This window comes from Tessaracoccus lacteus, assembly GCF_029917005.1.
GTDB lineage: Bacteria > Actinomycetota > Actinomycetes > Propionibacteriales > Propionibacteriaceae > Arachnia > Arachnia lactea.
Map to the genome: position 1 here is coordinate 2,220,351 of NZ_CP123967.1, position 23,808 is coordinate 2,244,158.

Here is a 23,808-nt window from a genome sequence, read left to right on the forward strand (position 1 = left end):
CTGACGCTACGACCCGCCACCGACAATTTTCGCACGCCCGTCTGATTTATCCACACGGGCACTTCATCCTGAACGGAGCGACAGCGTCGTCGGCGGTTGCCACGTCCCCGTGTCCAGCACGATTTCCGTGCACAACGATGCGCATATCGGTGCCACTGTTGTCATAGTGCAGCGGCACCGACATGCGCATCTTTGTGCCGGAAAGGGGAACTCGAGTTGGCTCAGGGAACCTGAGCCAAGCTCAGGGAACCGGGGTGGGCTCAGGGAAGATGGGCTCAGGGGACCGGGCGCTTCAGTTCAGGCGGAGGTCGCGGCGGAGGAACAGCGGCAGGCCGACGGCGAGCAGGGCGACCGTCGCGACCAGCAGCCACACCGGCTGCCACCAGAGCACCCCCTCCTGCAGCGGCGGGCCGTAGAGGTAGGCGCGGAACGGCGAGAACCAGCCATGGTTCTCCTTCCCCACCGCCAGCAGCATCGTGTACGCGAAATAGGTGACGACGCCGACGGCGGTCGTTCCCCAGACTGCGACCTTCGACCGGCCCGTTGCCCCTCCGAGGGCGAGCGCCAGCGCGCCGAAGCACCAGCCCAGCAGCATCAGGAGGACGCAAGCCCAGGCCAGGTCACCGAGCCTCACGCCGTCGATCCGCGCCAGCGCGAGGCCGCCCCACATGCCGAGGTAAAACGTGGCGGCCACGATGGCCGACTTGACCATCATCACGGCGGCGACGGTGGCGTAGACCCCCGCACGCCTCATCGGCGCGGCCAGCAGCAGCGCCAGCCGTCGGGCACCCTCCTCGCCCGCGAGTCCGCCGGAAGCTGCGGCGACCGCCACCAGGATCACGCAGATCGGGGCCATCAGGCCGAAGATCTCCATGTGCAGGAAGCCGCCGGGAGACGTCAGGTCGCCGCCCCCGAACAGCGCCCCCATCGACTCGGGGAACGACTGCGCGAACGCCGCCATGGTGTCCTCGAGCACGTTCCACATCGCCGGCATCGAGACTCCGAGCAGCACCAGGATCAACACGACGTACGACAGCAGCACGGCCTGCGACGCCATCGAAATGCCGAAGAACGACGACCCCGCGGCCGTCGGGGCCAGCACCTTGGCGACCATCGGGTTGGCCTGCAGGCGGGACAGCAGCGCCCCGCCAGACTGTTGCAGCCTCAGCTCGCGCCGGGCGAAGGCCAGGGTGCCGAGCACCACCAACAGGACGGCGCCGCCGAGCAGCAGGGCCAGGTGGCCTCCGTCGACACCGTTGACAAGGGGCTTCGACCCGTTGAACCAGGTCCACGGGATCCAGTCGGCGGCGCCCTCGCGCCACATCGGCAGCAGCCCGTTCCCCAGCCAGCCGGCGACCATCACGAAGGCCGCGACTCCCGAGGCGACAGCGCGCCGTCCAGTGGCCGCTCCGATCGCGAAGGCCAGCGCGCCGTGGAAGGCCCCGCAGGCGGTGAGGTGGATCATGACGGCCATCACGTGGGCCTCGCCCTTGTCAACGCCTACCAGGACGGGCGCCAGCTCCGCCAGCGCGTACATCAGGGTTCCGGCCGCCGCGACTACGCCGAACAGCGCGACTGCCTTGGACACGGCGAAGGTCGCGCGCGACACGGGCGCCGAAAGCACCACGGACAGCGTGCGGTCTGCCTCCTCGCCCGCGACGGCGCGTGCCCCGATGGCGATCGCGACGCCGGTGAACGCCAGCCCTCCGATGGCGCCGAGCATCTCGTTGTACGCCATCATCGACGCGTCGGCGTCCGCCGGGATGCCCATGACGGCACGGATGGCCTCCGGCATCGCCTGGTAGATCCCGAGGTCGATGTCCTGGTACATCCACAGCGCCAGGGCGAGCATCGCCGCGACGGACCCGGCGGTGATCAGCATGCCGCGCCACCCCTCGGTCAGCCCCCGACCGAGCACCACCGCGTTCACGACTCGTCCTTGTAGTACGTGAGGAAGATGTCCTCCAGGTCTGCCTCCTGCGTGTGCAGGTCGCGAAGGTGGGCCTTCGCGGTCACTGCGGCGAGCAGCTGCGAGATCTCCCCGTCAAAGTCCAGCGTCGCCCGACCGGGCAGCACGCTCACGTCGCGGGTCCCGGGCACGGCCTCGAGGTCCGCCGCGCTCAACTCCCCGTCGACGTCGAGCTCGATGCGCCGCATGCGCTTGCTGCGCAGCTCGGCGACCTCCTCGACGGCGATCAGGTGCCCGCGGCGGATGATGCCGACGCGGTCTGCCACCCGCTCGACCTCCGAGAGTGTGTGGCTCGACAGGAACACCGACCGTCCCTCGTCGGCGGCCTCACGCATCATGGCCCAGAACTCGTGCTGCACGAGCGGGTCGAGACCTGCGTTGGGCTCGTCGAGGATCAGCAACTGAGGACGATGCATGAACGCCGCGATCAGGCCGACCTTCTGCCGGTTGCCCGTCGACAGATCCCCGACCTTCTTGTCCAGGTCGGCTCCGAGGCGCTCGGCCAGGGAGTCCGTGTAGGCCCGGTCGACGCCGCCGCGGAGCCGCGCGAAGAAACGCAGCGTCTGCCGCCCGGTCATGCCCGGCCATAGGTTGAGGTCTGCGGGCACGTACCCGAGTCGGGCGCGATGCCCCACCTCGCGTGGCTCGGCGCCCAGCACCTGCGCCGTCCCGGAGGTCAGGTTCAGCTCGCCCAGCAGGCACCGGATCGCGGTGGACTTGCCGGCGCCGTTGGGCCCGAGGAACCCGAAGACCTCCCCAGGGCGCACCTCGAGGTCGAGGTCGACCAGCGCGGGGAACTTCCCGTAATGCTTGGTCATGGCCTGCGTGACGATGGGGTTCATGGCTTCTCCCTCAGCTGGGCGATGGCGGTGCGGTAGGTCTCGAGGGCGCCCGGTTCGATCACCGCGCCGAGCGCGTCGACCATGGCGAGCAGGTAGCGTGGATAGCCGGGCTGGGCGACGAGGTCGGCCGACGTGATGTCGACGCCGAAGTGGCGGGCGAGGTGCCGGTGCATCGTGAGCGACCCCAGCGAGAACATCGTGAGGATCGCGGCCCGGCCGCGATCGTCGTCGGTCGCGGTGACCAGCCCGCTCTCCTGCCCGACGCGCAGGTAGCCGACGGCGTCGTCGACGATCTGGTCCACCAGCTGCGCGATCGCCGGGGCGTCGTCGGGGATCCTGCGAGCGAGGTACGCCATGACGGTCTGGTTGCCGGCGTCCCGGAGTGCGGCGACAGCGTCGAAGCCGAGCCCCTGTGCCATCCCCTCCCCCTTGCGGTCGCGGATGATGGCGGCGACGTGGTCGTCACAGCTCTCCAGCAGGCCGGCCATCGAGCCGAAGTGATGTCGGATGAGGCCGGGCGTGACGCCGGCGCGCTCGGCGACGGCCCGGGCACTGAGCGACGCGGTCCCACCCTCGGCCACCAGCGCGATGCCCGCGTCGCGCAACCTCGCGCGGGCCGTCAGATCCTCAGCCATTACACAATCGTATAACCGACTATACGCTCGTGCAATAGGAGCGGTGCATGCTGTCGACTCCGGAGCGACGCCGCCCTATTGTGGACCCCATCCCGACGGCGTGGTCGGGAGGCGGAGGTGAAACCATGTCAGGAACGACGGCCGCGGGAGCGGCATTCGCGGCCGCCGTGGCGATCGCGGTGCTGTTCGGATGCGCCGCAGGCAGCGCCGCTGAGGGCACCTGGGGCGAGGGCAGCGACGGCAGTCCGCAGCTCGTCCTCGAGGGCAACGGCACCCTGACAGGGACCGACGGCTGTAACCGACTCACCGGGACCTGGTCGGAGGACAAGCAGACGGTGACCTTCGGCGAGGTCGCGGCCACCCAGATGTACTGCGAGGACGTCGACACCTGGCTCTCGACCATGTCGACGGCCACCGTCGACGACGCGACGATGACGGTCTTCGACAGCTCCGGCGCCGAGATCGGGACTCTGGCGAAGGCCGGCTGAGCCCTACTGGCCCGGGTGCCCCTTCGCGATCTGCTCGTGGTGGCGGACCACCTCACGCACGATGAACGTGATGAACTTCTCGGCAAACTCCGGATCCAGGTCGGCCTCGGCCGCGAGTGCCCGCAGCCGCGCGATCTGCTGCGCCTCCCTGCCGGTGTCCGCGGCCGGCAGCCCTGCGCCCGCCTTGAGCTCACCGACCCGCTGCGTCACCTTGAACCGCTCGGCGAGCAGGTGGATGAGCGCGGAGTCCATGTTGTCGATGCTGCCGCGCAGCCTCTGCAGCTCGGCCCTGGCCTGTGCCTCGTCCATCGGGGCTCCTGTCAGTGGAGGATCAGGTCGATCCGCTGGAAGCTCTTGATGTCCGTGTAGCCGGTCAGCGCCATGGACTTGCGCAGGGCGCCAGCCAGGTTCATGGTGCCGTCCGGGACGCGCGACGGGCCGAGCACGACCTCCTCGAGCGTGCCGACCTGCTCGAAGAACGAACGCTGGCCGCGCGGCAGGCGCGGGTGGTAGGAATCGGATCCCCAGTGCCAGCCGCGGCCGGGCGCCTCGGTTGCCCTGGCCAGCGGCGAGCCGACCATGACCGCGTCCGCGCCGCAGGCGATTGCCTTGGCGATGGCGCCGGAGCGACCGGTGGCGCCGTCCGCGATGATGTGGGCGTAGCGCCCGCCCGACTCCTCCAGGTAGTCACGTCGGGCCTCGGCGACGTCGGCGACGGCCGAGGCCATGGGGACCTCGATGCCCAGCACGGCGCTGGTGGTGTGCGTGGTGCCGCCACCGAAGCCGACGAGCACGCCAGCAGCACCCGCGCGCATCAGGTGCAGGGCCGCGCGGTAGGTGGCCACTCCGCCGACCAGCACCGGGGTGTCGAAGTTGTAGATGAACTCCTTGAGGTTCAGGGCGTTCTCGCCGCCGACATGCTCGGCGGAGACCGTGGTGCCGCGGATCACGAAGAAGTCCATGCCGGCCTTCTCCAGGATCGGCGCGAACTCCTGGGTGCGTGCGGGAGACAGCGACCCGGCGACGGGCACGTCGGCCTGGCGCAGCTCGGCGAGGCGGTCGCGGATCAACTCCGGCTTGACCGGCTCGGCGTAGATCTCCTGCAGCCGCTTGGTGGCCGTGACCTGGTCACAGTCCTGCGTCAACAGCTCATACGCCGGCTGAGGGTCCTCGTACCGGGTCCAGAGCCCCTCGAGGTTGAGGACGCCCAGGCCACCGAGGCGGCCCATTTCGATGGCGGTCGACGGTGACATGACCGAGTCCATCGGGGCCGCGACGATCGGCACATCGAACGAGACCGCGTCGATCTTCCACGTCAGGTCAACCTCGTCCTCACCGCGGGTGCGGCGCGCAGGCGCGATGGCGACGTCATCGAAGGAGTAGGCGTGGCTGGCCCGCTTGCTGCGTCCGAGCTCGTACATGTGGGTGTCCTGTCTCTGGGTCGCGCGGCTCAGCGCGACCAGTAGTTGGGGGCTTCGGCGGTCAGCTGGATGTCGTGCGGGTGCGACTCGCGCAGCCCGGAGGCGGTGATACGGACGAAGCGGCCGCGCTCCTGAAGCTCGGCGATGGTGCCGGCGCCCGAGTAGAACATGGACTGACGCAGCCCGCCGATCAGCTGGTAGGCGACGGCGCCGAGCGGGCCGCGGTACGCGACCTGTCCCTCGATGCCCTCGGGGATGAGCTTGTCGTCGCTTGTGACGTCGCCCTGCCAGTAGCGGTCCTTGGAATAGGAGGGCTTCCGGCCGCGGGCGGCCATGGCACCGAGCGAACCCATGCCGCGGTAGCTCTTGAACTGCTTGCCGTTGATGAACACCAACTCGCCCGGGCTCTCCTCGCAGCCGGCCAGCAGCGAGCCGAGCATGACGGTCGAGGCGCCCGCGACGATCGCCTTCGCGATGTCGCCGGAGTACTGGAGGCCCCCGTCGCCGATGACTGGGACGCCGGCCGGGCGGCAGGCGCGGGCAGCGTCGTAAATTGCAGTGACCTGGGGGACGCCGACGCCTGCGACGACCCGGGTGGTGCAGATGGAGCCGGGGCCGACGCCCACCTTGACTCCGTCCGCTCCCGCCTCGACGAGCGCCCGGGCGCCCGCGTAGGTGGCGACGTTGCCGCCGACGATGTCGACGTCCCGCACGGAGGGTTCCGCCTTGAGGCGCTTGATCATCTCGACGACGCCGGTGCTGTGGCCGTGGGCCGTGTCGACGATGATGGCGTCGACGCCGGCCTCCACGAGAGCCATGGCGCGCTCCCACGAGTCGCCGAAGAACCCGACGGCGGCGCCGACGCGGAGGCGCCCCTGGTCGTCCTTGGCGGCGGCGGGGTACTTGTCGGCTTTGACGAAGTCCTTCAGGGTGATCAGACCGGTCAGTCGGCCGGTCCCGTCGACGATCGGCAGCTTCTCGATCTTGTGCTCGGCCATCAGCGCAAGCGCGCCGTCCTTCGACACCCCGACAGGGGCCGTGACGAGCGGCATGCGGGTCATGACTTCGCTGACGCGGCGGGTGGGGTCGTCCTCGAAGCGCATGTCACGGTTCGTGATGATGCCCACCAGGATGCCGTCGGGGTCGACCACGGGGGCACCGGAGATCCGGTAGGTCGCGCAGAGGTCGTCGACCTCCTTCAGCGTCGCCTCGGGGGCCACGGTGATGGGCTCCGTGACCATCCCGGCCTCCGAGCGCTTCACCTGGTCGACCATGTGTGCCTGGTCGGCAATCGAAAGGTTGCGGTGCAAGATGCCGATGCCGCCCTCGCGGGCCATGGAGATGGCCATCCGCGACTCGGTGACAGTGTCCATGGCGGCGGACAGCAGGGGGACGTTCAGCCGGATGCGCCTGGTGAACTGGGTGCCGGTATCGACATGGGACGGGATGATGTCCGACTGGTTCGGCTGCAACAGCACGTCGTCAAACGTGAGACCCAGCGCGGCGAACGGGGCGGGAACCCCGGATCCGGTCAGCTCGTCTTGCACAAAAGCGCCTCTCGCTCGGGGGGATCGTTACCCCAAATCCTACCCCCGCCACGGCGTCGACCCTAACCACCGCTCGCCCCGGCGGCCCCTCCCTGGACGGCGCGACGGCCCGGGAACCACGTCCCGGGCCGTCGCGGTACCACTGGTAGCTCAGCTTCGTGCCCGAGGTCCAGGACCCCGCCTTGGCGGTCAGGGTGTGCCCTACCTGCCGGGTGCCGGAGATGGTCGGACTGGCCGTCTTGAAGGTCATCCCGACGACCTTCGCGGTGGGTGCCGTCGTGACGCTCGCGTCGGCGTAGCCATCGGCGGAGGCGGTGACCTTCACGGTCATCTGCTTGCCGCGATGTTGTCCTTCGAGACGGTGTAGCTGGCGGTGTCAATGCCGGGCAGCTGCGCGCCGTCGCGGAACCAGGCGTAGGTCAGCGTGACGTCAGCGGGCTCCCACCCGATGGACGTGAAACCGTCGCCCCCCGGCGATCCACGAGCGAAGGTCAAGTAGTCCCCCCCCCCGCAAAGCCCCGGGCCCGCCTCCGCGGGGTCCGGTCCTTGTCACGCCGAATCCGCGAGTCGCGAATTAAGAAAGCCCTATTTAGGCAACACTTCATTGTCGCATTTGACTCTTCCGATCAGTAAAAGCCCTAGTAAGGAGAGCTTTACTGGCCTTGTGAGCGACCCGGACGGGGCTTAGGCTACCCAGTAATACGTCACGTCCCAGGAGGTCATCATGAGCACCGTTTCCGCCGTCAAGGCCTGCGCCACCACCTCGTGCGCCTACAACGCCGATGGCTGCACCGCCTTCGCCGTCACCATCGCCGGGGGCGAGAAGCCCTCCTGCGTCACCTTCATCACCCTCGACGCCCGCGGCGGCCTCCAGACCGCGGCCGGCCAGGTCGGGGCCTGCCAGCGCCTCGAGTGCGCGCACAACAAGGACCTGATGTGCGCCGCCGAGGGCATCGAGGTCACCGACACGGCGACCTGCGCCACCTACGAAGTCCGCTGATCCAGCGGTCCCTCGACACAACAGCGCGGAGCGCGTGAGCCTTGGCTCACGCGCTCCGCGCTGTCTGTGTTCCGGGTGGGCTCAGGCGGCCAGGATGGCAGCACCCATGAGGTCGAAGAGCCGCGCGTCAAGGTCCGGCAGCGAGGCGACGGGGTGGGAGAAGGCCGCGAAGACCAGCAGCGTCTCCTCGGTGCCGACCAGCATCATCGTCAGTCCGCGGGCGTCGACGTCGACGCAGAAGACGCGGTCGGCCATGTGCTGGCACACGTTGGGCATCGCGGGCTTGCTGACGACCAGGCCGGGCGTCGCGTCGACCATGACGGCCCAACAGAGGTCCTTGAGCATCCCCTGGTCGAGGCCCGCGACCTTCTCGAAGGCGGCGTAGCCATCGACGGCCGAGGGCGCCTCATAGTGGAACTGGTCCCCGTCAATGACGGTGGCGCCGGTCAGGTCGTGCAGCACCGCCCTGCGCACGGCGACGACGCCGTAGCGGACGCCGGGCATGTCGGCCAGCGATGCGACCGATGATGGCAACTCACCGAGGGCCACCTCGGCGGCTGGGACCCACGTCAGCTCCCCGAGCAGGTGCACGGAGGCGGACACGATCGAGACGGCCGGATCCGGGGCCTGCTTCACCACGTCGAGGCGCACGTCGATCGGGACGCCGTCGCCGGCTGCGGCCAGGGCGCCCGCGGGGATCGCGGCGACCACCAGCGAGCCGTCCTCGGCGATGCCGTGCGCTACAAACTCGAGACACTCGCCGACGCGGTAGGCGTCGAGCGAAGCCGCCCCAGCCCCTCCCACGAGCCTGCGCGCAAGCGCCGCCGCGCGCCCTTCGACCTCGGTCTTCGGCGCCTCGAACGACAGTGTCATGCGTCGGTTCCTCCGTGTGACGGTCCCAGTCAATTTCACAACTGCGGTGTTGCGGTATGTGCAACGTAGGCCACCCTAACCTATGTCGCCGCATAGCGCGTCATCGGCCCCCTCAATGAGATCCCCGGACAAGCGGACGGCCCCGCCCTGCCGAAGCAGGACGGGGCCGCGCGGGAGAGTTCAGCGACTCACTTGTCGTCGTCGGACTCGCGCTTGTCCACCACGAGGGTCTCGGTGGTGAGCAGCAGCGAGGCGATCGAGGCGGCGTTGGCCAGCGCGGAACGCGTGACCTTCACCGGGTCGATGACGCCGGCCTCGACGAGGTTCTGGTACTCGCCGATCTTGGCGTTGTAGCCGTGACCGACGGGCAGCTCGGCGACCCTCGTCGTGATGACGTAGCCGGCCTCGCCGCCGTTCTCGGCGATCCAGCGCAGCGGCTCGACCAGCGACTTGGCGACGACCTCGACACCGGCCTTCTCATCACCGGTGAGGCCGAGGGAGTCCTGCAGCACGGAGCCAGCGTGGATGAGCGCGGAGCCGCCACCGGCGACGATGCCCTCCTCGATGGCCGCACGGGTAGCCGAGACGGCGTCCTCGATGCGGTGCTTCTTCTCCTTGAGCTCCACCTCGGTGGCGGCGCCGACCTTGATCACGCACACGCCACCGGCCAGCTTCGCGACGCGCTCCTGGAGCTTCTCGCGATCCCAGTCGGAGTCGGTGCGCTCGATCTCGGCGCGCAGCTGCGCGACGCGACCGGCGACCTCGTCGGACTCACCGGCACCGTCGACGATCGTGGTGTTGTCCTTGGTGACGACGACGCGACGGGCGCGGCCGAGCACCTCGAGACCCACCTGGTCGAGCTTGAGACCGACCTCGGGGGCGACGACCTGACCACCGGTCAGGATCGCGATGTCCTCGAGCATGGCCTTGCGGCGGTCGCCGAAGGCCGGGGCCTTGACGGCGACTGAGGTGAAGGTGCCACGGATCTTGTTCACGACCAGGGTCGACAGCGCCTCGCCGTCGACGTCCTCGGCCACGATGAACAGGGTGCCCTTGGCTGCGATGACCTTCTCCAGCAGCGGCAGGAGGTCGTTCATCGAGGAGACCTTGCCGGAGTGGATGAGGATGTAGGGATCCTCGAGCACGGCCTCCATGCGGTCGGCATCGGTCACGAAGTACGGGGACAGGTAGCCCTTGTCGAACTGCATGCCCTCGGTGAACTCGAGCTCGGTGCCGAAGGTGTTGGACTCGTCGACGGTGATGACGCCGTCCTTGCCGACCTTGTCGAAGGCATCGGCGATCAGGGCGCCGATCTGCTCGTCACGCGAGGAGATCGTGGCGACCGAGGCCATGTCGTCGGTGGTGTCGATGGCGCGGGCGTTGGCGGCCAGCTGATCGACGACGGCCTCGACGGCCTTGTCGATGCCGCGCTTGAGGCCGACGGGGTTGGCCCCGGCGGCGACGGCGCGCAGGCCGGCGTGGACCATGGCCTGGGCGAGCACCGTGGCGGTGGTGGTTCCGTCACCGGCGACGTCGTTGGTCTTGGTGGCGACCTCCTTGGCCAGCTGGGCGCCGAGATCCTCGTACGGATCCTCCAGGTCGACCTCCTTGGCGACGGTCACGCCGTCGTTGGTGATGGTCGGGGCGCCCCACTGCTTGTCGAGGACGACGTAGCGGCCCTTGGGACCGAGCGTCACCTTGACGGTGTTGGCGAGGACGTCGACGCCGCGCTCAAGCGCCCGGCGGGCCTCCTCGTCGAAAGCGAGAATCTTTGCCATGGGTGCGCGTCCTTACTTGGAGACGACGGCGAGGATGTCGCGGGCGTTCAGGAGCAGGTACTCCTGGCCGTCGTACTTGACCTCGGTGCCGCCGTACTTGCTGAAGATGACGACGTCACCCTCGGCGACGTCGAGCGGGATGCGGTTGCCCTTGTCATCGACGCGGCCGGGGCCGGTGGCGACGACCTTGCCCTCCTGCGGCTTCTCCTTGGCCGTGTCGGGGATGACGAGGCCGGAGGCGGTGGTCTGAACGGCCTCGAGGGGCTGGATGAGGATACGGTCCTCGAGCGGCTTGATCGTGGTTGCCACGTCAACACCTTTCTTTTCGTTATCCGGGTTGCCCCGGGTCACTTGCTTGCATTCAGGGGCCGGGCGTCGTCGCGGGTGCCGCCTGGCCGGTTAGCACCCGACGGGGTCGAGTGCCAATGTCTAAGTTATCGCGGAGTTAGCACTCATTCAAGCCGAGTGCCAAGACTCGGCAGCGTGGTGACCTGCCATCCGGTGCTGTGCCCGCCGTCGTAGGGGATGACGCCGTGGAACTGTGCGATGGAGGCGTCGAACACCAGCGGTAGGAAGTGCCGGTCGCCGTCCCACATCGGCAGCCGCATCATCGTCGCGACGTCGTGCCAGGCGAGCGTCCCCTCCTCGTTCGAGTCGGGGATCTCGCCGGTGAAGCCGGTGATGAGGAACACGAACCCGAACACGTCGCGGCCGTTGAAACCGGGCCAGGAGACGGTGCCGCGCAACTCGAGGTCGGTCGCGTCGATGGCCGCCTCCTCCATCAGCTCGCGGCGCATGGCCGCGACGACGTCCTCCCCCGGCTCGACCTTCCCGCCGAGCCCGTTGTACTTCCCCAGCTGTTCGTCGGAGGAGCGCGCGATGCGGTGCACCAGCAGCACGCGCCGCCTGGTTGGATCGGTGACGTAGCCGAGGACGGTGAGTTCGGGAGCAAACGACATGCCTCGACGCTAGTCCACCGGCTCCATCTCATCTTCCGCTTCGACGCCAGAGCATGGCTAGACGTGCCATGCCCGTCGCGGACGGGCCCAGTCTCGAGGTGGGGAAGCCGGTGAGCCCCTGGCACGTCGGGGCCTGGGACTACTCGGACAGCGGCGCGCAGGGGTACCGGCCGCCGGCCGGCTCCGTCGAGGGCTGGTGCTACACCGGCACCCCCTGGGCGCTGATCGGCACCGCGGCGGGCCTCGCGGCGGCGGTCGCCGTCCTGGTGCTGGTCGCCCGCCGACGCCGCAGCGGCCCCTCCGGCGCGCTCGGCGGGCGCTGACGGGGAAAATGCACCGCGCGTTTCGGCACAGCGCATGTCCGGCGCACTAGGCTGACGGGTGCCCGCCGACCGCGGGCGCGGCCCGAGAGGGAAGTCCGGTGCGAATCCGGCGCTGACCCGCAACCGTGAGGCGAGAGCCGAGCCGGGAACCTGCGGAGGCCGGGAACTGAACTGTTGCGTCGAGGAATGCGCGGCTTCCGGGCTCACCGGATGCGTTCCTCGCGTGCCGCGAAGGAGCTCCGAATGACCCGACGACTCGTGGTCGCCCTGCTGGGCGCGATCACCATGACCCTCTCCCTACTCACGGCGCCGCTCGCCGCCCACGCCGACGGCGAGTCCAACGCCGTCGGCGAGTGCCTGTCCTCCGATGAGGTGTGGCTGCTGATCGTCGACGAGGAGGGCACCGTCATCGCCAACCAATGCGTCGGCACCCCCGCCACCGGCATCGCGGCTATCGAGGCCGCCGGCGTCGCCATCGGCTACGACTCCAGCAACTTCGTCTGCACGCTGGGCGGCCAACCGTCCGAGTGCCCGGCCGCCTTCAACGGCCAGTACTGGAACTACTGGCAGGGCTCGGCGGGCGCCGAGTACGCCTACGCGCAGACCGGCCCCGCCGAGAGCGTCCCGGCGGGCGGCACCATCGAGGCCTGGTGCTACAACAAGGCGGATGAGGAGGGCTGCACTCCGCCCACGCTGAAGATCGTCCAGGACGGCACCGAGGTCGCACCCGCGGCCGGGGCCACTGCCCAGGACCTGCCCGTCACCGGAGCCGAGGCCACGCAGGGCGAGGCTGCCGAGGAGGAGACCCCTGAGGACTCGGGCACGATGGGCTGGATCGTCGTCGGCATCGCGGTGGTCGCCGTCGGCGCCGGGCTGATCGCCTGGCAGGTCGGGCGTCGTAAGAAGACCGGCCCGCTCGGCGGTCGCTGAGCCGTATGCCACGCCTGCTGCCCCGGATCGCACCCGCCGAGGCCGCCCCTCCCGTCGCCGACCAGCGGCGCGAGGGGCGCTTCGTGCACCCGTGGGCCTGGTGGGGCTGGGCGCTGAGCGCCAGCGCGGCCGTCAGCCTGACGACCAACCCGCTGGTCATCGCCTGCCTCGCCGCTGCCGTCGTCGTGGTGGTGCTGCGCCGCCGCCCCGACACCCCGTGGGCCAGGTCGTTGAAGATCTACCTGATGATCGGCGCTTTCATCGTCGGCATGCGCCTGTTCTTCCAGATCGTCATCGGTGGCGTGCGCTCCGGACCGGTGCTGTTCACGCTGCCGTCGGTGCAGCTGCCCGCCTGGGCGGCGGGCATCACGCTGGGCGGCCCAGTCACCGTCGACGGCCTCGCGTTCGCCTTCTTCGACGCGCTGCGGCTGGCCGTCATGCTGCTGTGCGTCGGCGCCGCGAACTCGCTCGCGAACCCGCGCACCGCGCTCAAGTCCGTCCCCGCCGCGCTGCGCGACATCTCCACCGCCGTGGTCATCGCGCTCGGCCTGATCCCCCAGCTCATCGCGTCGGTCCACCGCGTCAGGCGCGGCCAGCGGCTCCGCGGCGGCAGGCGGCGCGGGCTGGCCGCCGTGCCCGGCACGCTGATCCCCGTGATCGAGGACAGCGTCGAGGGGTCGCTGCTGCTCGCCAGCTCCATGGAGGCCCGCGGCTACGGCCGCACCCGGCGCGCCGACGAGCCGCGTCGCGGCACCTGGCAGCTGATCGTGGCGCTCCTGCTGATCGTGGGCGGCATCTACGCGCTGCTCGGCGTGCCGACGACCTCGACGACGGCCCTGGGTCTCAGCCCGGCGACGCTGGTAGCGCTCGCCCTGCTGCTGGTAGGCCTCGCGCTGACCGTCTGGGGGATGCGCGTGGCCGGGCGACAGCTCGGCGTGACAGTCTACCGCCCCGCCCCCTGGGGCGGCCCCGAGGTACTGACCCTCGTCTGCGGTGTGGCGACCCTTGCCCTCTTCCTGTGGCTGTCCTCGGCGCAGGGCGCCGCTCTGAGCCCCTCCACCAGCCCGCTGACGTGGCCGACGCTGCCGCCGCTCGCCGCGCTGGCCGCCGTCGTGCTCGTCGTCCCAGGCTTCACGACCCCCGACCCGAAGGTCTCCGCATGATCGAGTTCGAGAACCTCACCATCACGCAGCCCGAGGCGACGCGCCCCGTCCTGGCGGGCGTGACCGGCCGCATCCGCGAGTCCGACCTGTGCGTGCTCGTCGGCCGGACCGGCACCGGCAAGTCGACGCTGCTCGGCACCGTCAACTCGCTCGTGCCGCACGCGAGCGGGGCCACCATGGGCGGCCGGGTGCTGATCGACGGCCGCGACATCACCGGCGTGCGCCCCCGCGAGCTCGCCGACCTCGTGGGCTACGTCGGGCAGAACCCGATGGCCGGGTTCGTGACCGACACCGTCGAGGACGAGGTCGCCTACGGCATGGAGCAGCTGGGCCTCGCGCCATCGGTCATGCGCAAGCGCGTCGAGGAGACCCTCGACCTGATGGGCATCGCGGAGCTGCGGCGCCGAGCCCTTGTCGAGCTGTCCGGCGGCCAGCAGCAGCGCGTCGCCATCGCCTCCGTGCTCGCCGCGCAGCCGCGCGTCCTGCTGCTCGACGAGCCCACCTCGGCTCTCGACCCGACCGCGGCGCAGGACGTGCTGGCGGCCATCACCACGCTCGTCTACGACGTCGGCCTCACCGTCGTGCTCGCCGAACACCGGCTCGAGCGCGTCATGCACCACGCCGACTCGGCGATCTGGCTGCCCGGCGACGGCAGCGCGGTGTTCGGCAGCACGGCCGAGGTCTTCGGCGTCTCCGATGTCACGCCGCCGCTCGCCGAGCTGTCCCGCGTGCTCGGCTGGCCGAGCGTCGCCACCAGCGTCCGCGACGCCCGCCGGAAGGTCGCCGACGACGGGCCGCACGTCCGGCTGCCCGACCTGCCGGAGGGCAATGTCTCCTGGAGCGGCGAGGGGCTGCGCACCGTCGCGCGGGCAAAGCTGGAGGTCCGCTACGGGCAGCTGCGCGCCGTCGGCGTCGACCTCGAGCTGCATGCGCAGACGGTCGTCGCGCTGATGGGGCGAAACGGGTCCGGCAAATCATCGCTCATGTGGGCGCTGCAGGGGGCCGTGGCAAGTACCGGGACCCTCGACATCGACGGCTTCGACCCGCGCGTCGTCGACGACACGCACGCCCGGCACCTGGTGAGCCTCGTCCCGCAGACCCCGTCGGACCTGCTGTACCTGCCGAGCGTCGACGAGGAGCTCGCGCAGGCGGACAAGGAGTCGGGCGTCGAGGCGGGCACCACCCGGGCGATCCTGACCCGGCTCGGCGCGGACCTGCCCGGCGGCCGGAACCCGCGCGACCTGTCGGAGGGGCAGCGGCTTGCGCTGGTGCTGTCCATCCAGCTCGCGGCCCGTCCCGCCGTCATCTGCCTCGACGAGCCGACCCGCGGTCTCGACTACAAGATGAAGGCAGAGCTCTCCCACATCGTCCGACAGCTCGCAGACGAGGGCGCGTGCGTGCTCATCTCGACACATGACGTGGAGTTCGCCGCCCAGGCCACCGACCGGTGCGTCGTGCTGGCCGACGGCGACGTCGTCGCGGACGGCCCGACCCGCACGGTGTGCTGCGCCTCGCCCGGATTCTCGCCGCAGGTCGCCAAGGTCTTCCATCCGCACGACGTCCTCACCGTTGCCGAGGTGGCATGTGCGCTGACGGAACAGGGGGCCAGGGCGTCATGACCCGGCGCATCGACCTTCCGTCCGCCGTGATGCTCGCGCTGGTCGCCGTTGCGTCGCTGCTGGCATTCACCTGGCCGCTGATCGTCACCCCGTCGGCGAGCCTCGACGGCAACTCGCAGTCCTCGTTCGTGTTCGCGATCATTCTCCCGGTGGTGATCGGGATCATGGTCACGCAGCTCACCCGCGGCACCATCGGCGTCAAGGCGCTCGCGATGCTGGGCGTGCTGTCCGCGCTGGGGGCCCTTGCCCGGCCGCTCGGGGCCGGCACCGCCGGCATCGAGTTCGTGTTCGTGCCGCTGCTGCTGGGCGGAAGGGTGTTCGGCGCGACGTTCGGGTTCCTGCTCGGCTGCACCACCATGTTCACCTCGGCCCTGCTGACGGGTGGCGTCGGGCCGTGGCTGCCGTTCCAGATGCTGGCCTTCGCCTTCACGGGCATGTTCGCGGGCCTGCTCCCCCGTGTCAGGGGCTGGGTGGAGATCGCCGTTCTGTGCTTGTACGCCTTCGTCGCGAGTTTCCTGTACGGCATGCTCGTCGACCTGTCGTTCTGGCCCTTCAACCTCGGGCTCGGTACGCAGGTGAGCTACGTGGCGGGTGCGCCGCTGATGGAGAATCTGCACCGGTTCCTCGTCTGGAGCGCCGCCACGTCGCTCGGCTGGAACCTCGGACGTGCCTTCACCACCATCATCACGCTGGTACTGATCGGGCGGCCGCTGCTGCGGATCCTGCGCCGCACGAACCGCGTCGGCCGCTACGAGGAGGGCGCCTCAGCGTAGCCGCTCGGCGACGATCGCCCGCGCACCGTCGAGCGTGCGGGCGAGGATCAGCGTCGCGACGCCCGGGCCCTTGGGCTTCAGCCTGGTCCTGAGCTGCGCAGGGTCGATGTCGAGGCCGCGCTTCTTGATCTCCAGCGTCCCGATGCGGTGGTCGCGCACCCAGGACCTCAGGGCGCGCACGTCGTAGTCGAGGACCTCACGCACGGCGAAGCACGTGGCATACGGCGTGGCGACGGGTCGGTCAGCGCCCAGGTAGGCCGTGTGCGCGTCGAGCAGCCAGAGGTCGGATGCCGGTGCGATCTCGGCGAGCAGCCCGGCCCGGATCACGGCGCCGTCCGGCTCCAGGAGATACCCGCCGACGGACCGCACGTCCAGGGTTCGGGGCTCCTCAGGCTCAGTGAGCTCCGCCCCCGCAGGGAGGACCACTGCGCGGGTGCCGCTGCCGGCGTTCCACAGGCAGGCCTCGACCGTCTCTGCGCTCTCGCTGACCCAGCAGGCCTCGACGTCGCCGGGGATGAGCTCCTTCGGCACGCCCGGCCCCAGCTTGACGGCCACGAACCGGTCGGAGGCGAGCTCCTCCGTCACGAAGTCCCACGACGGGGTGAAGTCGGCGACGTTCCAGGTACGGCCCCGTGCCGTGCGTCGGGCAGGGTCCAGGAACACCGCGGCCCCCGCCGGGATCTCGGCGTCCTCCGCATCGCCGACGCGCACGTCCCCGCCGCCGACCAGCGCGAGGTTGTGGCGGGCGATCTCGGCCGTGGCCTCGTCGGCCTCCACGCCCACGACCCGCAGCCCGGCCTCGGCGAACGCCATCGCGTCCGCCCCGATACCGCAGCCGAGGTCCCACACCTCGGTGACCCCGGCCGCGGCGAACCGGGCGGCCCGCCAGCGGGCGACCGGCGTGCGGGTGGCCTGCTCGAGTCCGGCGCGGGTGAACAGCATGTCGGCGGCGCGCTCCAGCTTCGCCGCCCCCTGGCGCCTGAGCGACACCTGCGACAGGGCCCAGGCCACGTCGTCGGCCGGGAACGAGCGACGGAGCCGCTCCCCCGCCGCAAGCGACGTGGGATCCGGCTCCGTCATGGCCGCCGCGAGGGCGGCGGTTCGGCTCAGTTGAGCTCTCGCGTGTCCAGCTCGACGACCTGGTCGCCCAGCTCCTTCAGCAGCGCGTGGCGCTCAAGGCGGCGCTGCTTCTGCTCGATCGGGTTGGGGACGGGGGCCGCGGCCAGGAGGCGCTTGGTGTACTCCTCCTGCGGCCGCATCAGCACGTCCTCGCGAGTGCCCGCCTCCACGATCTTGCCGTACTGCATCACGACGACGCGGTGCGCCAGCGAGTCGATGACGGCCAGGTCGTGCGAGATGAACAGGCAGGCGAAGCCGAAGTGGCGCTGCAGCTCGGTGAACATCGCCAGCACCGAGGCCTGCACCGAGACGTCGAGGGCCGAGGTCGGCTCGTCGGCGATCAGTAGGTCGGGCTGCAGGGCGAGCGCGCGCGCGATGGAGACGCGCTGGCGCTGGCCGCCGGACAGCTCGTGAGGGTAGCGGTTGTACGCGCTGCGGGGCAGCTGGACGGCCTCGAGGAGCTCGTGGACCTTCTTCTCCCGCTCCTTGGCCGTGCCGATGCCGTGCACCGCGAGCGGCTCGGAGATGACGTCGCCGATCGGGAAGCGCGGGTTCAGCGACGCCGCGGGGTCCTGGAAGATGACGCCGACGCGCTTGCGCAGCGACTTCAGCTGGCCGCCGCGCATGCTGAGCAGGTCCTCGCCGAGCACCTGCACCTCGCCGGACTCCGACGGGATCAGGCCAAGCAGGGCGCGGCCGATGGTCGACTTGCCCGAGCCGGACTCGCCCACCAGGCCGACGATCTCGCCGCGGCGCACGTCGAAGCTCACGTCGTCGACGGCGCGGAACGGCTTCTTGCCGGAGCGCCTGTACTCGACCACAAGATTCTTGACGGTGAGCGCCTCCTCGGCATCGTCGGCGACCTCGTGGGGAGCGGCGCCGAACTGCCCATGTCCGTCGCCCAGGTGCGGCACCGCCGCGAGCAGCTTCTGCGTGTACGGGTGCTGCGGGTTGAGCAGCACCTCCTGCACGGGGCCGCGCTCGACGATGTTGCCCTTGAACATCACGGCGACGTTGTCAGCCATGTCGGCGACGACGCCCATGTTGTGCGTGATGAGCAGGATGCCGGTGTTCAGCTTGTCCTTCAGCGAGCGCAGCAGGTCGAGGATGTCGGCCTGCACGGTCACGTCGAGGGCCGTGGTGGGCTCGTCGGCGATGATGACCTCGGGGTCACACGTCAGCGCCATGGCGATCACGACGCGCTGGCGCATGCCGCCGGACAGCTCGTGCGGGTACTGCTTGACCCGACGCTCCGGGGCCGGGATGCCGACGGCGGCCAGCAGCTCGATGGCACGCTGCCAGGCCTGACGGCCGTAGGCGATGCCGTGCACCTCCATCGACTCGGTCAGCTGCTCGCCGATCCGGATGACGGGGTTCAGCGCGGTCATGGGCTCCTGGAAGACCATGGCGACGCGACGCCCGCGGATGGCGCGCAGCGCGCGGCCGGACAGCTCGCTGATGACGTCGTCGCCGACGACGGTGCGGCCCTCGATGTGCGCGGTCTTCGGCAGCAGGCCGAGCGCGGTGGTCGCGGTCACGGACTTGCCGGACCCGGACTCACCCACCAGCGCCATGACCTCGCCGGGCTCGACCTTCAAAGAGAGGCCCTTGACGGCGTGCACGGTGCCGAACTCGGTCTTGAACTTCACGTCCAGGTTGTCGAACTCCAGGACGGGGTTCTCGCCCGTGAAGACCTTCTGATCAGTGTTTGCTTCAGTCATTTCTGAGCCACCTCAGTCCATCTGCTGACGGGGATCGAACGCGTCGCGCATGCCGTCACCGATGAAGTTGACGCACAGCGAGATCACGAGGATGAACATGCCGGGGATCCAGAAGAGCCACGGGCGGGTGGTCAGCGCGTTCTGGAAGTCCGAGACGAGCAGGCCGAGCGACGTGTCGGGCGCCTTCACGCCGAAGCCCAGGTAGGACAGGGCGGTCTCGGTCAGGATGGCCGCCGAGATCAGCAGCGTCGCGTTGACGACGATGGTGCCGAGCGCGTTCGGGAGGATGTGCCGCACGATGATGCGCGGCGACGGCGTGCCGAGCGCGCGGGCCGCCATCACGAACTCGCGTTCGCGCAGCGACAGAACCTCGCCGCGCACCAGGCGGGCCAGGCCCGTCCAGGACACGAGCGCCAGCACGAGGGCCAGCATCACGATGTTGCCGTCGGACATGCGGCCGAGGACCGCGGCGAGCACGAGCGTCGGGATGATGATGAACAGGTCGGTCGTGCGCATCAGGAACGCCTCGACGAAGCCGCGGTAGTAGCCGGCGATGGCGCCGATCGCGGTGCCGATGAACGTCGCGATGATGCCAACGGTGAAAGCGATTAGCAGCGACTGCTGCGTGCCGCGCATCACCAGCGCGAAGTAGTCCTTGCCGATGGTGTCCTGGCCGAAGGGGTGCTCGCCGAGCGACGGGGGCCAGAACTGGATCGTCGGCTTCGCCTCGTTGACGATCGGGTACGTGTCGGTGAAGGTCTTGCCCCACCAGCCGGGGATGGGTCCCCAGCCGATCGACGAGATGGCGAGCACGATGATGAAGAGCAGGAGCACCAGCGAGATCATCGCGGCCTTGTGCCGCACGAAGCGGCGCAGCACCAGCTGCCCCTGCGAGTACGACTTGGTGTTGCTCGTCTCGACGTCGTCCTCGATGGAGAACTTGGTGTCGGGCTCGACGCTCGGGAGCGTGTTGTTCGGATCACTCATGATGGGGCTCCTATCGCGCGATCCGCGGGTCGAGGAAGGCGTAGGCGATGTCCGCCAGCAGGTTCATCAGGACCGCTGCGGTGCCGGTGACCAGGTAGAACGCCATCACGGGGTTCGGGTCGACCGCGGCGAGGCCGGTCTTGAACAGGTTGCCCATGCCCTGCCAGCCGAACACCGTCTCCGTGATGACCGCGCCGCCGATCAGCGCCGCGAAGTCGAAGGCGACGATGGTGGCCAGCGGGATCAGCGAGTTGCGGAACGCGTGGCGGGTGATGACCTTGCGCTCAGAGACGCCCTTCGAGCGGGCGGTGCGGATGTAGTCCTGGTTCAGCACATCGAGCATCGAGGCGCGGGTGTAGCGCGTGTAGCTCGCGATGGACACCAGCGTCAGCACGATCGTCGGCAGGATGAGGTGCGTCGCGGTGTCGATCAGGCCGAGCCAGTAGGTCGGGTCGTAGTTCGGCGTCGCCGAGCCGATGGTCGGGATGGGCCGCGACTGGTCCTTCAGATACAGCGACCAGTGCGAGAGCATCAGGTCGACGAACGCGAACACGGCGGCGAGCAGCCCGGTGATGAACGAGGCGCTCATGGCCTGCTTGCGGGAGAACCCGCCCCAGGCGTAGCCGCTGATCAGGCCGATGACCAGCGACGCCAGCAGGCAGAGGAACAGCAGCCCGGTCGAGACCCTGTCGGCGTCCATCAGGATGCCGCGCGTCAGCGCGTAGCCGACGATGGTCACGACGGCGGTCGTGGCGACGGCGTTGCGGACCCGCTTGTTCTGGAAGCCCGACGTCATGACGATGACGACGGCGCCGGCGGCGAGGATCAGGACCGCGACGATCGGCAGGCCCAGCGCGGGGCGGCGGAACCAGGTGACCGCGTCGAAGTAGAACATGGCGCCCCCGAACACGACGGCTGCGGCGGCGAAGCTGATCAGGCGGCGCTTCCACGGGCCGCCGATCACGGCGGTGAGGATGAACGCGAGGATCACCGATGTGATGAGGATCGTGGGTAGCTCGAATGTCGCGTCGGCTATCCAGTTGTTGAACTCGATGGCTGCGTAGTACTTCAGCAGCACGGCGGCCCAGAAGACGGGCAGCGAGAAGAAGACGAAGGCGGCGAAGGTCACGGCGTAGTCGAATCCGCTGTACTGGCGGATGGCCGTGACGATGCCGAGTGTGATGCCGATCACGATCGCGAGAACGGTGGCGAGGACGACGAGGCGGAGCGTGGAGCCAGCGGCGGTGAGGACGAGCTGGTTCACGCTGCGGCCCTGAATGTCCTGGCCGAGATCACACCTGCCCACCACACACTTGGCGGCACCGGAGAACCACGAGAAGTAGCGCTCGTACCAGGGAGCGTCGAGGTTCATGTGCGCGGTGCGCTGCGCAATGAGGTTCTCGCGGTTCGGGTCGTTCGACTCGCGCAGGTCGCCGAGGGGGTCTCCGGAGTTGATGGTCAAGACGTACATCAACAGGGAACCAAGCACGAGGATGAGGAACGAGATCCCCAGCCGTTTCGCGATGTATCTGATCACTAGTGGTCCTTATTAGGTATCGGTCGTGGGCACAGGGGGGCCCCACGCTTCGACGCGAAGCCTGATCTTACGCCAGCAGATGGCCCCACGTCGCCCCGGGAAGGTCTAGCGCCCCCGGGGGCCCCGTGATTGAGGTCGCTGTGAACGCGCGAAAGGGGCAGGCGGCCGGTGGGCCGCCTGCCCCTCAGACGTCACGCAACAGGTGAATCAGTCAGCAGATCGGTCGATCAGCTGAGCTGCCACTGCGACGCGTTCCAGGAGATCCCGTCCTGCGTCGAGGTCGGGCGAACGTTCTTGATGCCCGAGTCGTAGCCAGCAATGCCGGGGTGCGCGAAGACGGGGATACCGAAGAGGGTGTCCCACAGCTCCTTCTCGATGACCTTGACCTGCTCCAGCTGGACGGCCGGGTCGAGCGAGGAGGCCAGGGTCTCCCACGCCGCGTCGACGGTCTCGTTGCTGTACTCGCCGTAGTTCTGCGGCATGTTGCTGGCGTAGATGTTCTGGCCGGAGGTGATCTGGCCGGAGCCCGCCCATGCGAACAGTGCCAGCTCGTAGTCGCCGTTCACCAGCTCCTTGCTGAAGAAGTCAGCGGAGTTGGAGTCGATGACGTTGAAGCCGGCGTCCTTGCAGGAGGCCGCGATCGCGGAGACCTCGTCGGTACGACGCTGGTTGCCGGAGGCGTAACCGATGCGCACGTCGATGGGGGTCTCGATGCCGGAGGCCTCGACGAGCTCCTTCGACTTGGCGATGTCGACCTGGTCGTACTCGCCACCGTAGGCGGCGGCGACGACCTCGTCATAGTTGTCCTGGAAGGGGAAGACCTCGCGGGCGTTCATGACGACCGAGTCGGAAGAGATCGGCTTGATCAGGGTGTCGACGATGGTCTGACGCGGGATGCAGTAGGCCAGCGCCTGGCGCAGCTCGATGCCGCCCTGTGCGTCGGAGAACACGTTGGAGTCACGGAAGTTGAAGTCCAGGTGCTCCCACGTCAGGGTGGAGTACTCGGAGACGGTGACCGAGTCGCCGATGGCCTGCAGCTGGCCGAGGGTGTCGACGGTGGCCTGCGGCTCGATGACGTTGACGTCACCGTTCTGCAGGGCCTGCACCATGCCGGCCTGATCGATGAAGCGGAAGATCAGGTTCTCGGTGGCAGCCGGGGCGCCCCAGTACTGGTCGTTGGCCTCGAGGGTCAGGGAGTTGCCGGCGACCCAGCCGCCGTCCTTGACCTTGTAGGGGCCCGAGGAGGGGATCTCCGAGGCGTCGGGCAGCTCGCCCGGGTTGAAGTTCCAGCCCTCGTTCCAGAAGTCCGCAGCCTTCTTCACGGTGTCTGCGTCCTTGTCGAGGATGGCCTGGGCCAGCTCGTCGGGCTCAAGACCGGAGTTCTTCGCCACGACGTGCGCGGGCAGCGCCGAGGTGATGATGATCTTGTAGTCCGGGTTCGGCGCGTCGTAGGTCACGGTGAAGGTCTTGGAACCGACCTCGCCCTGAGGACCGTCGAGGATGTCGGCGGCGGCGGTGTTCGACACGTGGTTGAACACGGCGGCGGCGTCGGGATCCTCACCGGAGGCGTAGCCGGGGGCGATGAACTCGGGGTTCTGCGCGGCCCAGTCCAGCAGGTAGTCGTTGATGGTCACCGGGGTGCCATCGGACCACACGGCGTCATCCGAGATGGTGTACTGGATGGTCAGCGGGTCCTCGGAGGTGACCTCGTAGGAGCCGAACGCGGTGTCGTCGCAGATGCTGCCGTCGGTACCGAAGTACGTGAACCCGGAGAACATCTTGGCCGCGATGACCGAGTTGTACGTCGAGTAGTTGGCGGCGGTCGTCGAGTTGTAGCCGGACCACTCGTTGGGGCCGACGGTGTACTTGACCTCGCCGGCGGCGGTCTCAGTGATGCCGGCGTCCTGGAGGCAGCCGCTGGTGGCGGTGGCCTCACCGGAGCCGGAGGTGGCGGTGGTGGCTGCCGAGCTGGTCTCGGTGGCCTCCTCCGCGTCCCCGCTGGTGCAGGCACCCAGGACGAGGGCGCCGCTCAGCACCAGGCCGAGCGCGGCGGTGGTTCGCCTGAACTTCATGGAATCTCCTTGTCGTAAACGACACTTCTCAAGGCCCATGCGGGCCGAGTGG

General features: G+C 69.3%; 24 protein-coding genes and 1 riboswitch. Of the genes, 8 read left to right on the top strand and 16 right to left on the bottom strand.

Annotation, left to right across the window (positions count from 1 at the left end; all coding sequences use genetic code 11):
- Positions 1 to 292: 292 nt before the first annotated feature.
- Genes QH948_RS10310 through QH948_RS10320 form a run of 3 tightly spaced genes read right to left on the bottom strand, consistent with a single transcriptional unit; the run spans position 293 to position 3,446 of the window.
- On the bottom strand, positions 293 to 1,930 hold the full coding sequence (locus QH948_RS10310) for an ABC transporter permease (RefSeq protein WP_281144306.1): 1,638 nt from the start codon (positions 1,928 to 1,930) through the stop codon (positions 293 to 295).
- Positions 1,927 to 2,811 (bottom strand): ABC transporter ATP-binding protein, encoded by an 885-nt coding sequence (locus tag QH948_RS10315; RefSeq protein WP_281144307.1) that lies wholly within the window; start codon positions 2,809 to 2,811, stop codon positions 1,927 to 1,929. The genes QH948_RS10310 and QH948_RS10315 overlap by 4 nt, the downstream gene beginning before the upstream one ends.
- Positions 2,808 to 3,446: a TetR/AcrR family transcriptional regulator gene (locus tag QH948_RS10320; RefSeq protein WP_281144308.1), complete on the bottom strand. Its 639-nt coding sequence runs from the start codon at positions 3,444 to 3,446 to the stop codon at positions 2,808 to 2,810. Before QH948_RS10320 ends, QH948_RS10315 begins: the two co-directional genes overlap by 4 nt.
- Positions 3,447 to 3,571: 125 nt before the next feature.
- Here QH948_RS10320 and QH948_RS10325 point away from each other — a divergent pair, with 125 nt between their 5' ends.
- Entirely contained in the window at positions 3,572 to 3,934 is a 363-nt protein-coding gene (locus QH948_RS10325; RefSeq protein WP_281144309.1) for an META domain-containing protein, read from the top strand.
- Between the two features lie 3 nt (positions 3,935 to 3,937).
- Here the strand turns inward: QH948_RS10325 and QH948_RS10330 are convergent, their stop codons facing one another.
- Genes QH948_RS10330 through guaB form a run of 3 tightly spaced genes read right to left on the bottom strand, consistent with a single transcriptional unit; the run spans position 3,938 to position 6,890 of the window.
- Positions 3,938 to 4,243, bottom strand: a complete 306-nt coding sequence (locus QH948_RS10330) for a chorismate mutase (RefSeq protein WP_219083548.1) — start codon at positions 4,241 to 4,243, stop codon at positions 3,938 to 3,940.
- 11 nt (positions 4,244 to 4,254) lie between these two features.
- Positions 4,255 to 5,355, bottom strand: a complete 1,101-nt coding sequence (locus tag QH948_RS10335; protein WP_281144310.1) for a GuaB3 family IMP dehydrogenase-related protein — start codon at positions 5,353 to 5,355, stop codon at positions 4,255 to 4,257.
- 29 nt (positions 5,356 to 5,384) lie between these two features.
- Entirely contained in the window at positions 5,385 to 6,890 is a 1,506-nt protein-coding gene (gene guaB, locus QH948_RS10340; RefSeq protein WP_281146179.1) for an IMP dehydrogenase, read from the bottom strand.
- Positions 6,891 to 7,060: 170 nt separating this feature from the next.
- On the opposite strand from guaB, the gene QH948_RS10345 reads away from it, so the two are divergent.
- Positions 7,061 to 7,201 carry a hypothetical protein gene (locus QH948_RS10345; RefSeq protein WP_281144311.1) on the top strand — a complete coding sequence of 47 codons (141 nt, stop codon included), beginning with the start codon at positions 7,061 to 7,063 and terminating at the stop codon, positions 7,199 to 7,201.
- A 28-nt stretch (positions 7,202 to 7,229) separates the two neighbouring features.
- On the opposite strand, the gene QH948_RS10350 is transcribed toward QH948_RS10345, so the two are convergent.
- Entirely contained in the window at positions 7,230 to 7,397 is a 168-nt protein-coding gene (locus QH948_RS10350; RefSeq protein WP_281144312.1) for a hypothetical protein, read from the bottom strand.
- A gap of 229 nt (positions 7,398 to 7,626) precedes the next feature.
- On the opposite strand from QH948_RS10350, the gene QH948_RS10355 reads away from it, so the two are divergent.
- Positions 7,627 to 7,902 carry a DUF1540 domain-containing protein gene (locus tag QH948_RS10355; RefSeq protein ID WP_281144313.1) on the top strand — a complete coding sequence of 92 codons (276 nt, stop codon included), beginning with the start codon at positions 7,627 to 7,629 and terminating at the stop codon, positions 7,900 to 7,902.
- An 81-nt stretch (positions 7,903 to 7,983) separates the two neighbouring features.
- Here QH948_RS10355 and QH948_RS10360 read toward each other — a convergent pair whose 3' ends face one another.
- The 4 genes from QH948_RS10360 to QH948_RS10375 form a co-directional block, all read right to left on the bottom strand.
- Positions 7,984 to 8,775, bottom strand: coding sequence for a hypothetical protein (locus QH948_RS10360; protein WP_281144314.1), 792 nt, complete (start codon positions 8,773 to 8,775; stop codon positions 7,984 to 7,986).
- Between the two features lie 188 nt (positions 8,776 to 8,963).
- Positions 8,964 to 10,553, bottom strand: a complete 1,590-nt coding sequence (groL, locus tag QH948_RS10365) for a chaperonin GroEL (RefSeq protein WP_281144315.1) — start codon at positions 10,551 to 10,553, stop codon at positions 8,964 to 8,966.
- 12 nt (positions 10,554 to 10,565) lie between these two features.
- A complete protein-coding gene (groES, locus tag QH948_RS10370; RefSeq protein ID WP_219083541.1) occupies positions 10,566 to 10,862 on the bottom strand; it encodes a co-chaperone GroES in 297 nt (98 codons plus the stop codon).
- Positions 10,863 to 11,005: 143 nt separating this feature from the next.
- On the bottom strand, positions 11,006 to 11,512 hold the full coding sequence (locus QH948_RS10375; RefSeq protein ID WP_281144316.1) for an NUDIX hydrolase: 507 nt from the start codon (positions 11,510 to 11,512) through the stop codon (positions 11,006 to 11,008).
- A gap of 53 nt (positions 11,513 to 11,565) precedes the next feature.
- On the opposite strand from QH948_RS10375, the gene QH948_RS10380 reads away from it, so the two are divergent.
- The 5 genes from QH948_RS10380 (at position 11,566) to QH948_RS10400 (ending at position 16,320) form a co-directional block, all read left to right on the top strand.
- A complete protein-coding gene (locus QH948_RS10380) occupies positions 11,566 to 11,835 on the top strand; it encodes a hypothetical protein (protein WP_281144317.1) in 270 nt (89 codons plus the stop codon).
- Between the two features lie 45 nt (positions 11,836 to 11,880).
- A riboswitch (cobalamin riboswitch) is annotated at positions 11,881 to 12,007 on the top strand.
- Positions 12,008 to 12,078: 71 nt separating this feature from the next.
- Positions 12,079 to 12,765, top strand: a complete 687-nt coding sequence (locus QH948_RS10385) for a hypothetical protein (protein ID WP_281144318.1) — start codon at positions 12,079 to 12,081, stop codon at positions 12,763 to 12,765.
- A gap of 5 nt (positions 12,766 to 12,770) precedes the next feature.
- Entirely contained in the window at positions 12,771 to 13,928 is a 1,158-nt protein-coding gene (locus tag QH948_RS10390) for a CbiQ family ECF transporter T component (protein ID WP_281144319.1), read from the top strand.
- The gene (locus QH948_RS10395; protein ID WP_281144320.1) at positions 13,925 to 15,547 is read left to right on the top strand and encodes an ABC transporter ATP-binding protein; all 1,623 of its coding nucleotides are present in this window, start codon (positions 13,925 to 13,927) and stop codon (positions 15,545 to 15,547) included. Before QH948_RS10390 ends, QH948_RS10395 begins: the two co-directional genes overlap by 4 nt.
- A complete protein-coding gene (locus tag QH948_RS10400; RefSeq protein WP_281144321.1) occupies positions 15,544 to 16,320 on the top strand; it encodes an ECF transporter S component in 777 nt (258 codons plus the stop codon). The genes QH948_RS10395 and QH948_RS10400 overlap by 4 nt, the downstream gene beginning before the upstream one ends.
- Here the strand turns inward: QH948_RS10400 and QH948_RS10405 are convergent.
- From QH948_RS10405 to QH948_RS10425, 5 genes are all read right to left on the bottom strand, one after another.
- Entirely contained in the window at positions 16,312 to 17,400 is a 1,089-nt protein-coding gene (locus QH948_RS10405; protein WP_281144322.1) for a class I SAM-dependent methyltransferase, read from the bottom strand. The genes QH948_RS10400 and QH948_RS10405 overlap by 9 nt on opposite strands.
- 26 nt (positions 17,401 to 17,426) lie before the next feature.
- Positions 17,427 to 19,160, bottom strand: a complete 1,734-nt coding sequence (locus tag QH948_RS10410) for an ABC transporter ATP-binding protein (protein WP_281144323.1) — start codon at positions 19,158 to 19,160, stop codon at positions 17,427 to 17,429.
- A gap of 12 nt (positions 19,161 to 19,172) precedes the next feature.
- Positions 19,173 to 20,147, bottom strand: coding sequence for an ABC transporter permease (locus QH948_RS10415; RefSeq protein WP_281144324.1), 975 nt, complete (start codon positions 20,145 to 20,147; stop codon positions 19,173 to 19,175).
- 10 nt (positions 20,148 to 20,157) lie between these two features.
- Complete coding sequence (locus tag QH948_RS10420; RefSeq protein WP_281144325.1) at positions 20,158 to 21,684, bottom strand: ABC transporter permease; 1,527 nt, start codon at positions 21,682 to 21,684, stop codon at positions 20,158 to 20,160.
- A gap of 227 nt (positions 21,685 to 21,911) precedes the next feature.
- Positions 21,912 to 23,756 carry an ABC transporter family substrate-binding protein gene (locus QH948_RS10425; protein WP_281144326.1) on the bottom strand — a complete coding sequence of 615 codons (1,845 nt, stop codon included), beginning with the start codon at positions 23,754 to 23,756 and terminating at the stop codon, positions 21,912 to 21,914.
- Between the last annotated feature and the right edge of the window lie 52 nt (positions 23,757 to 23,808).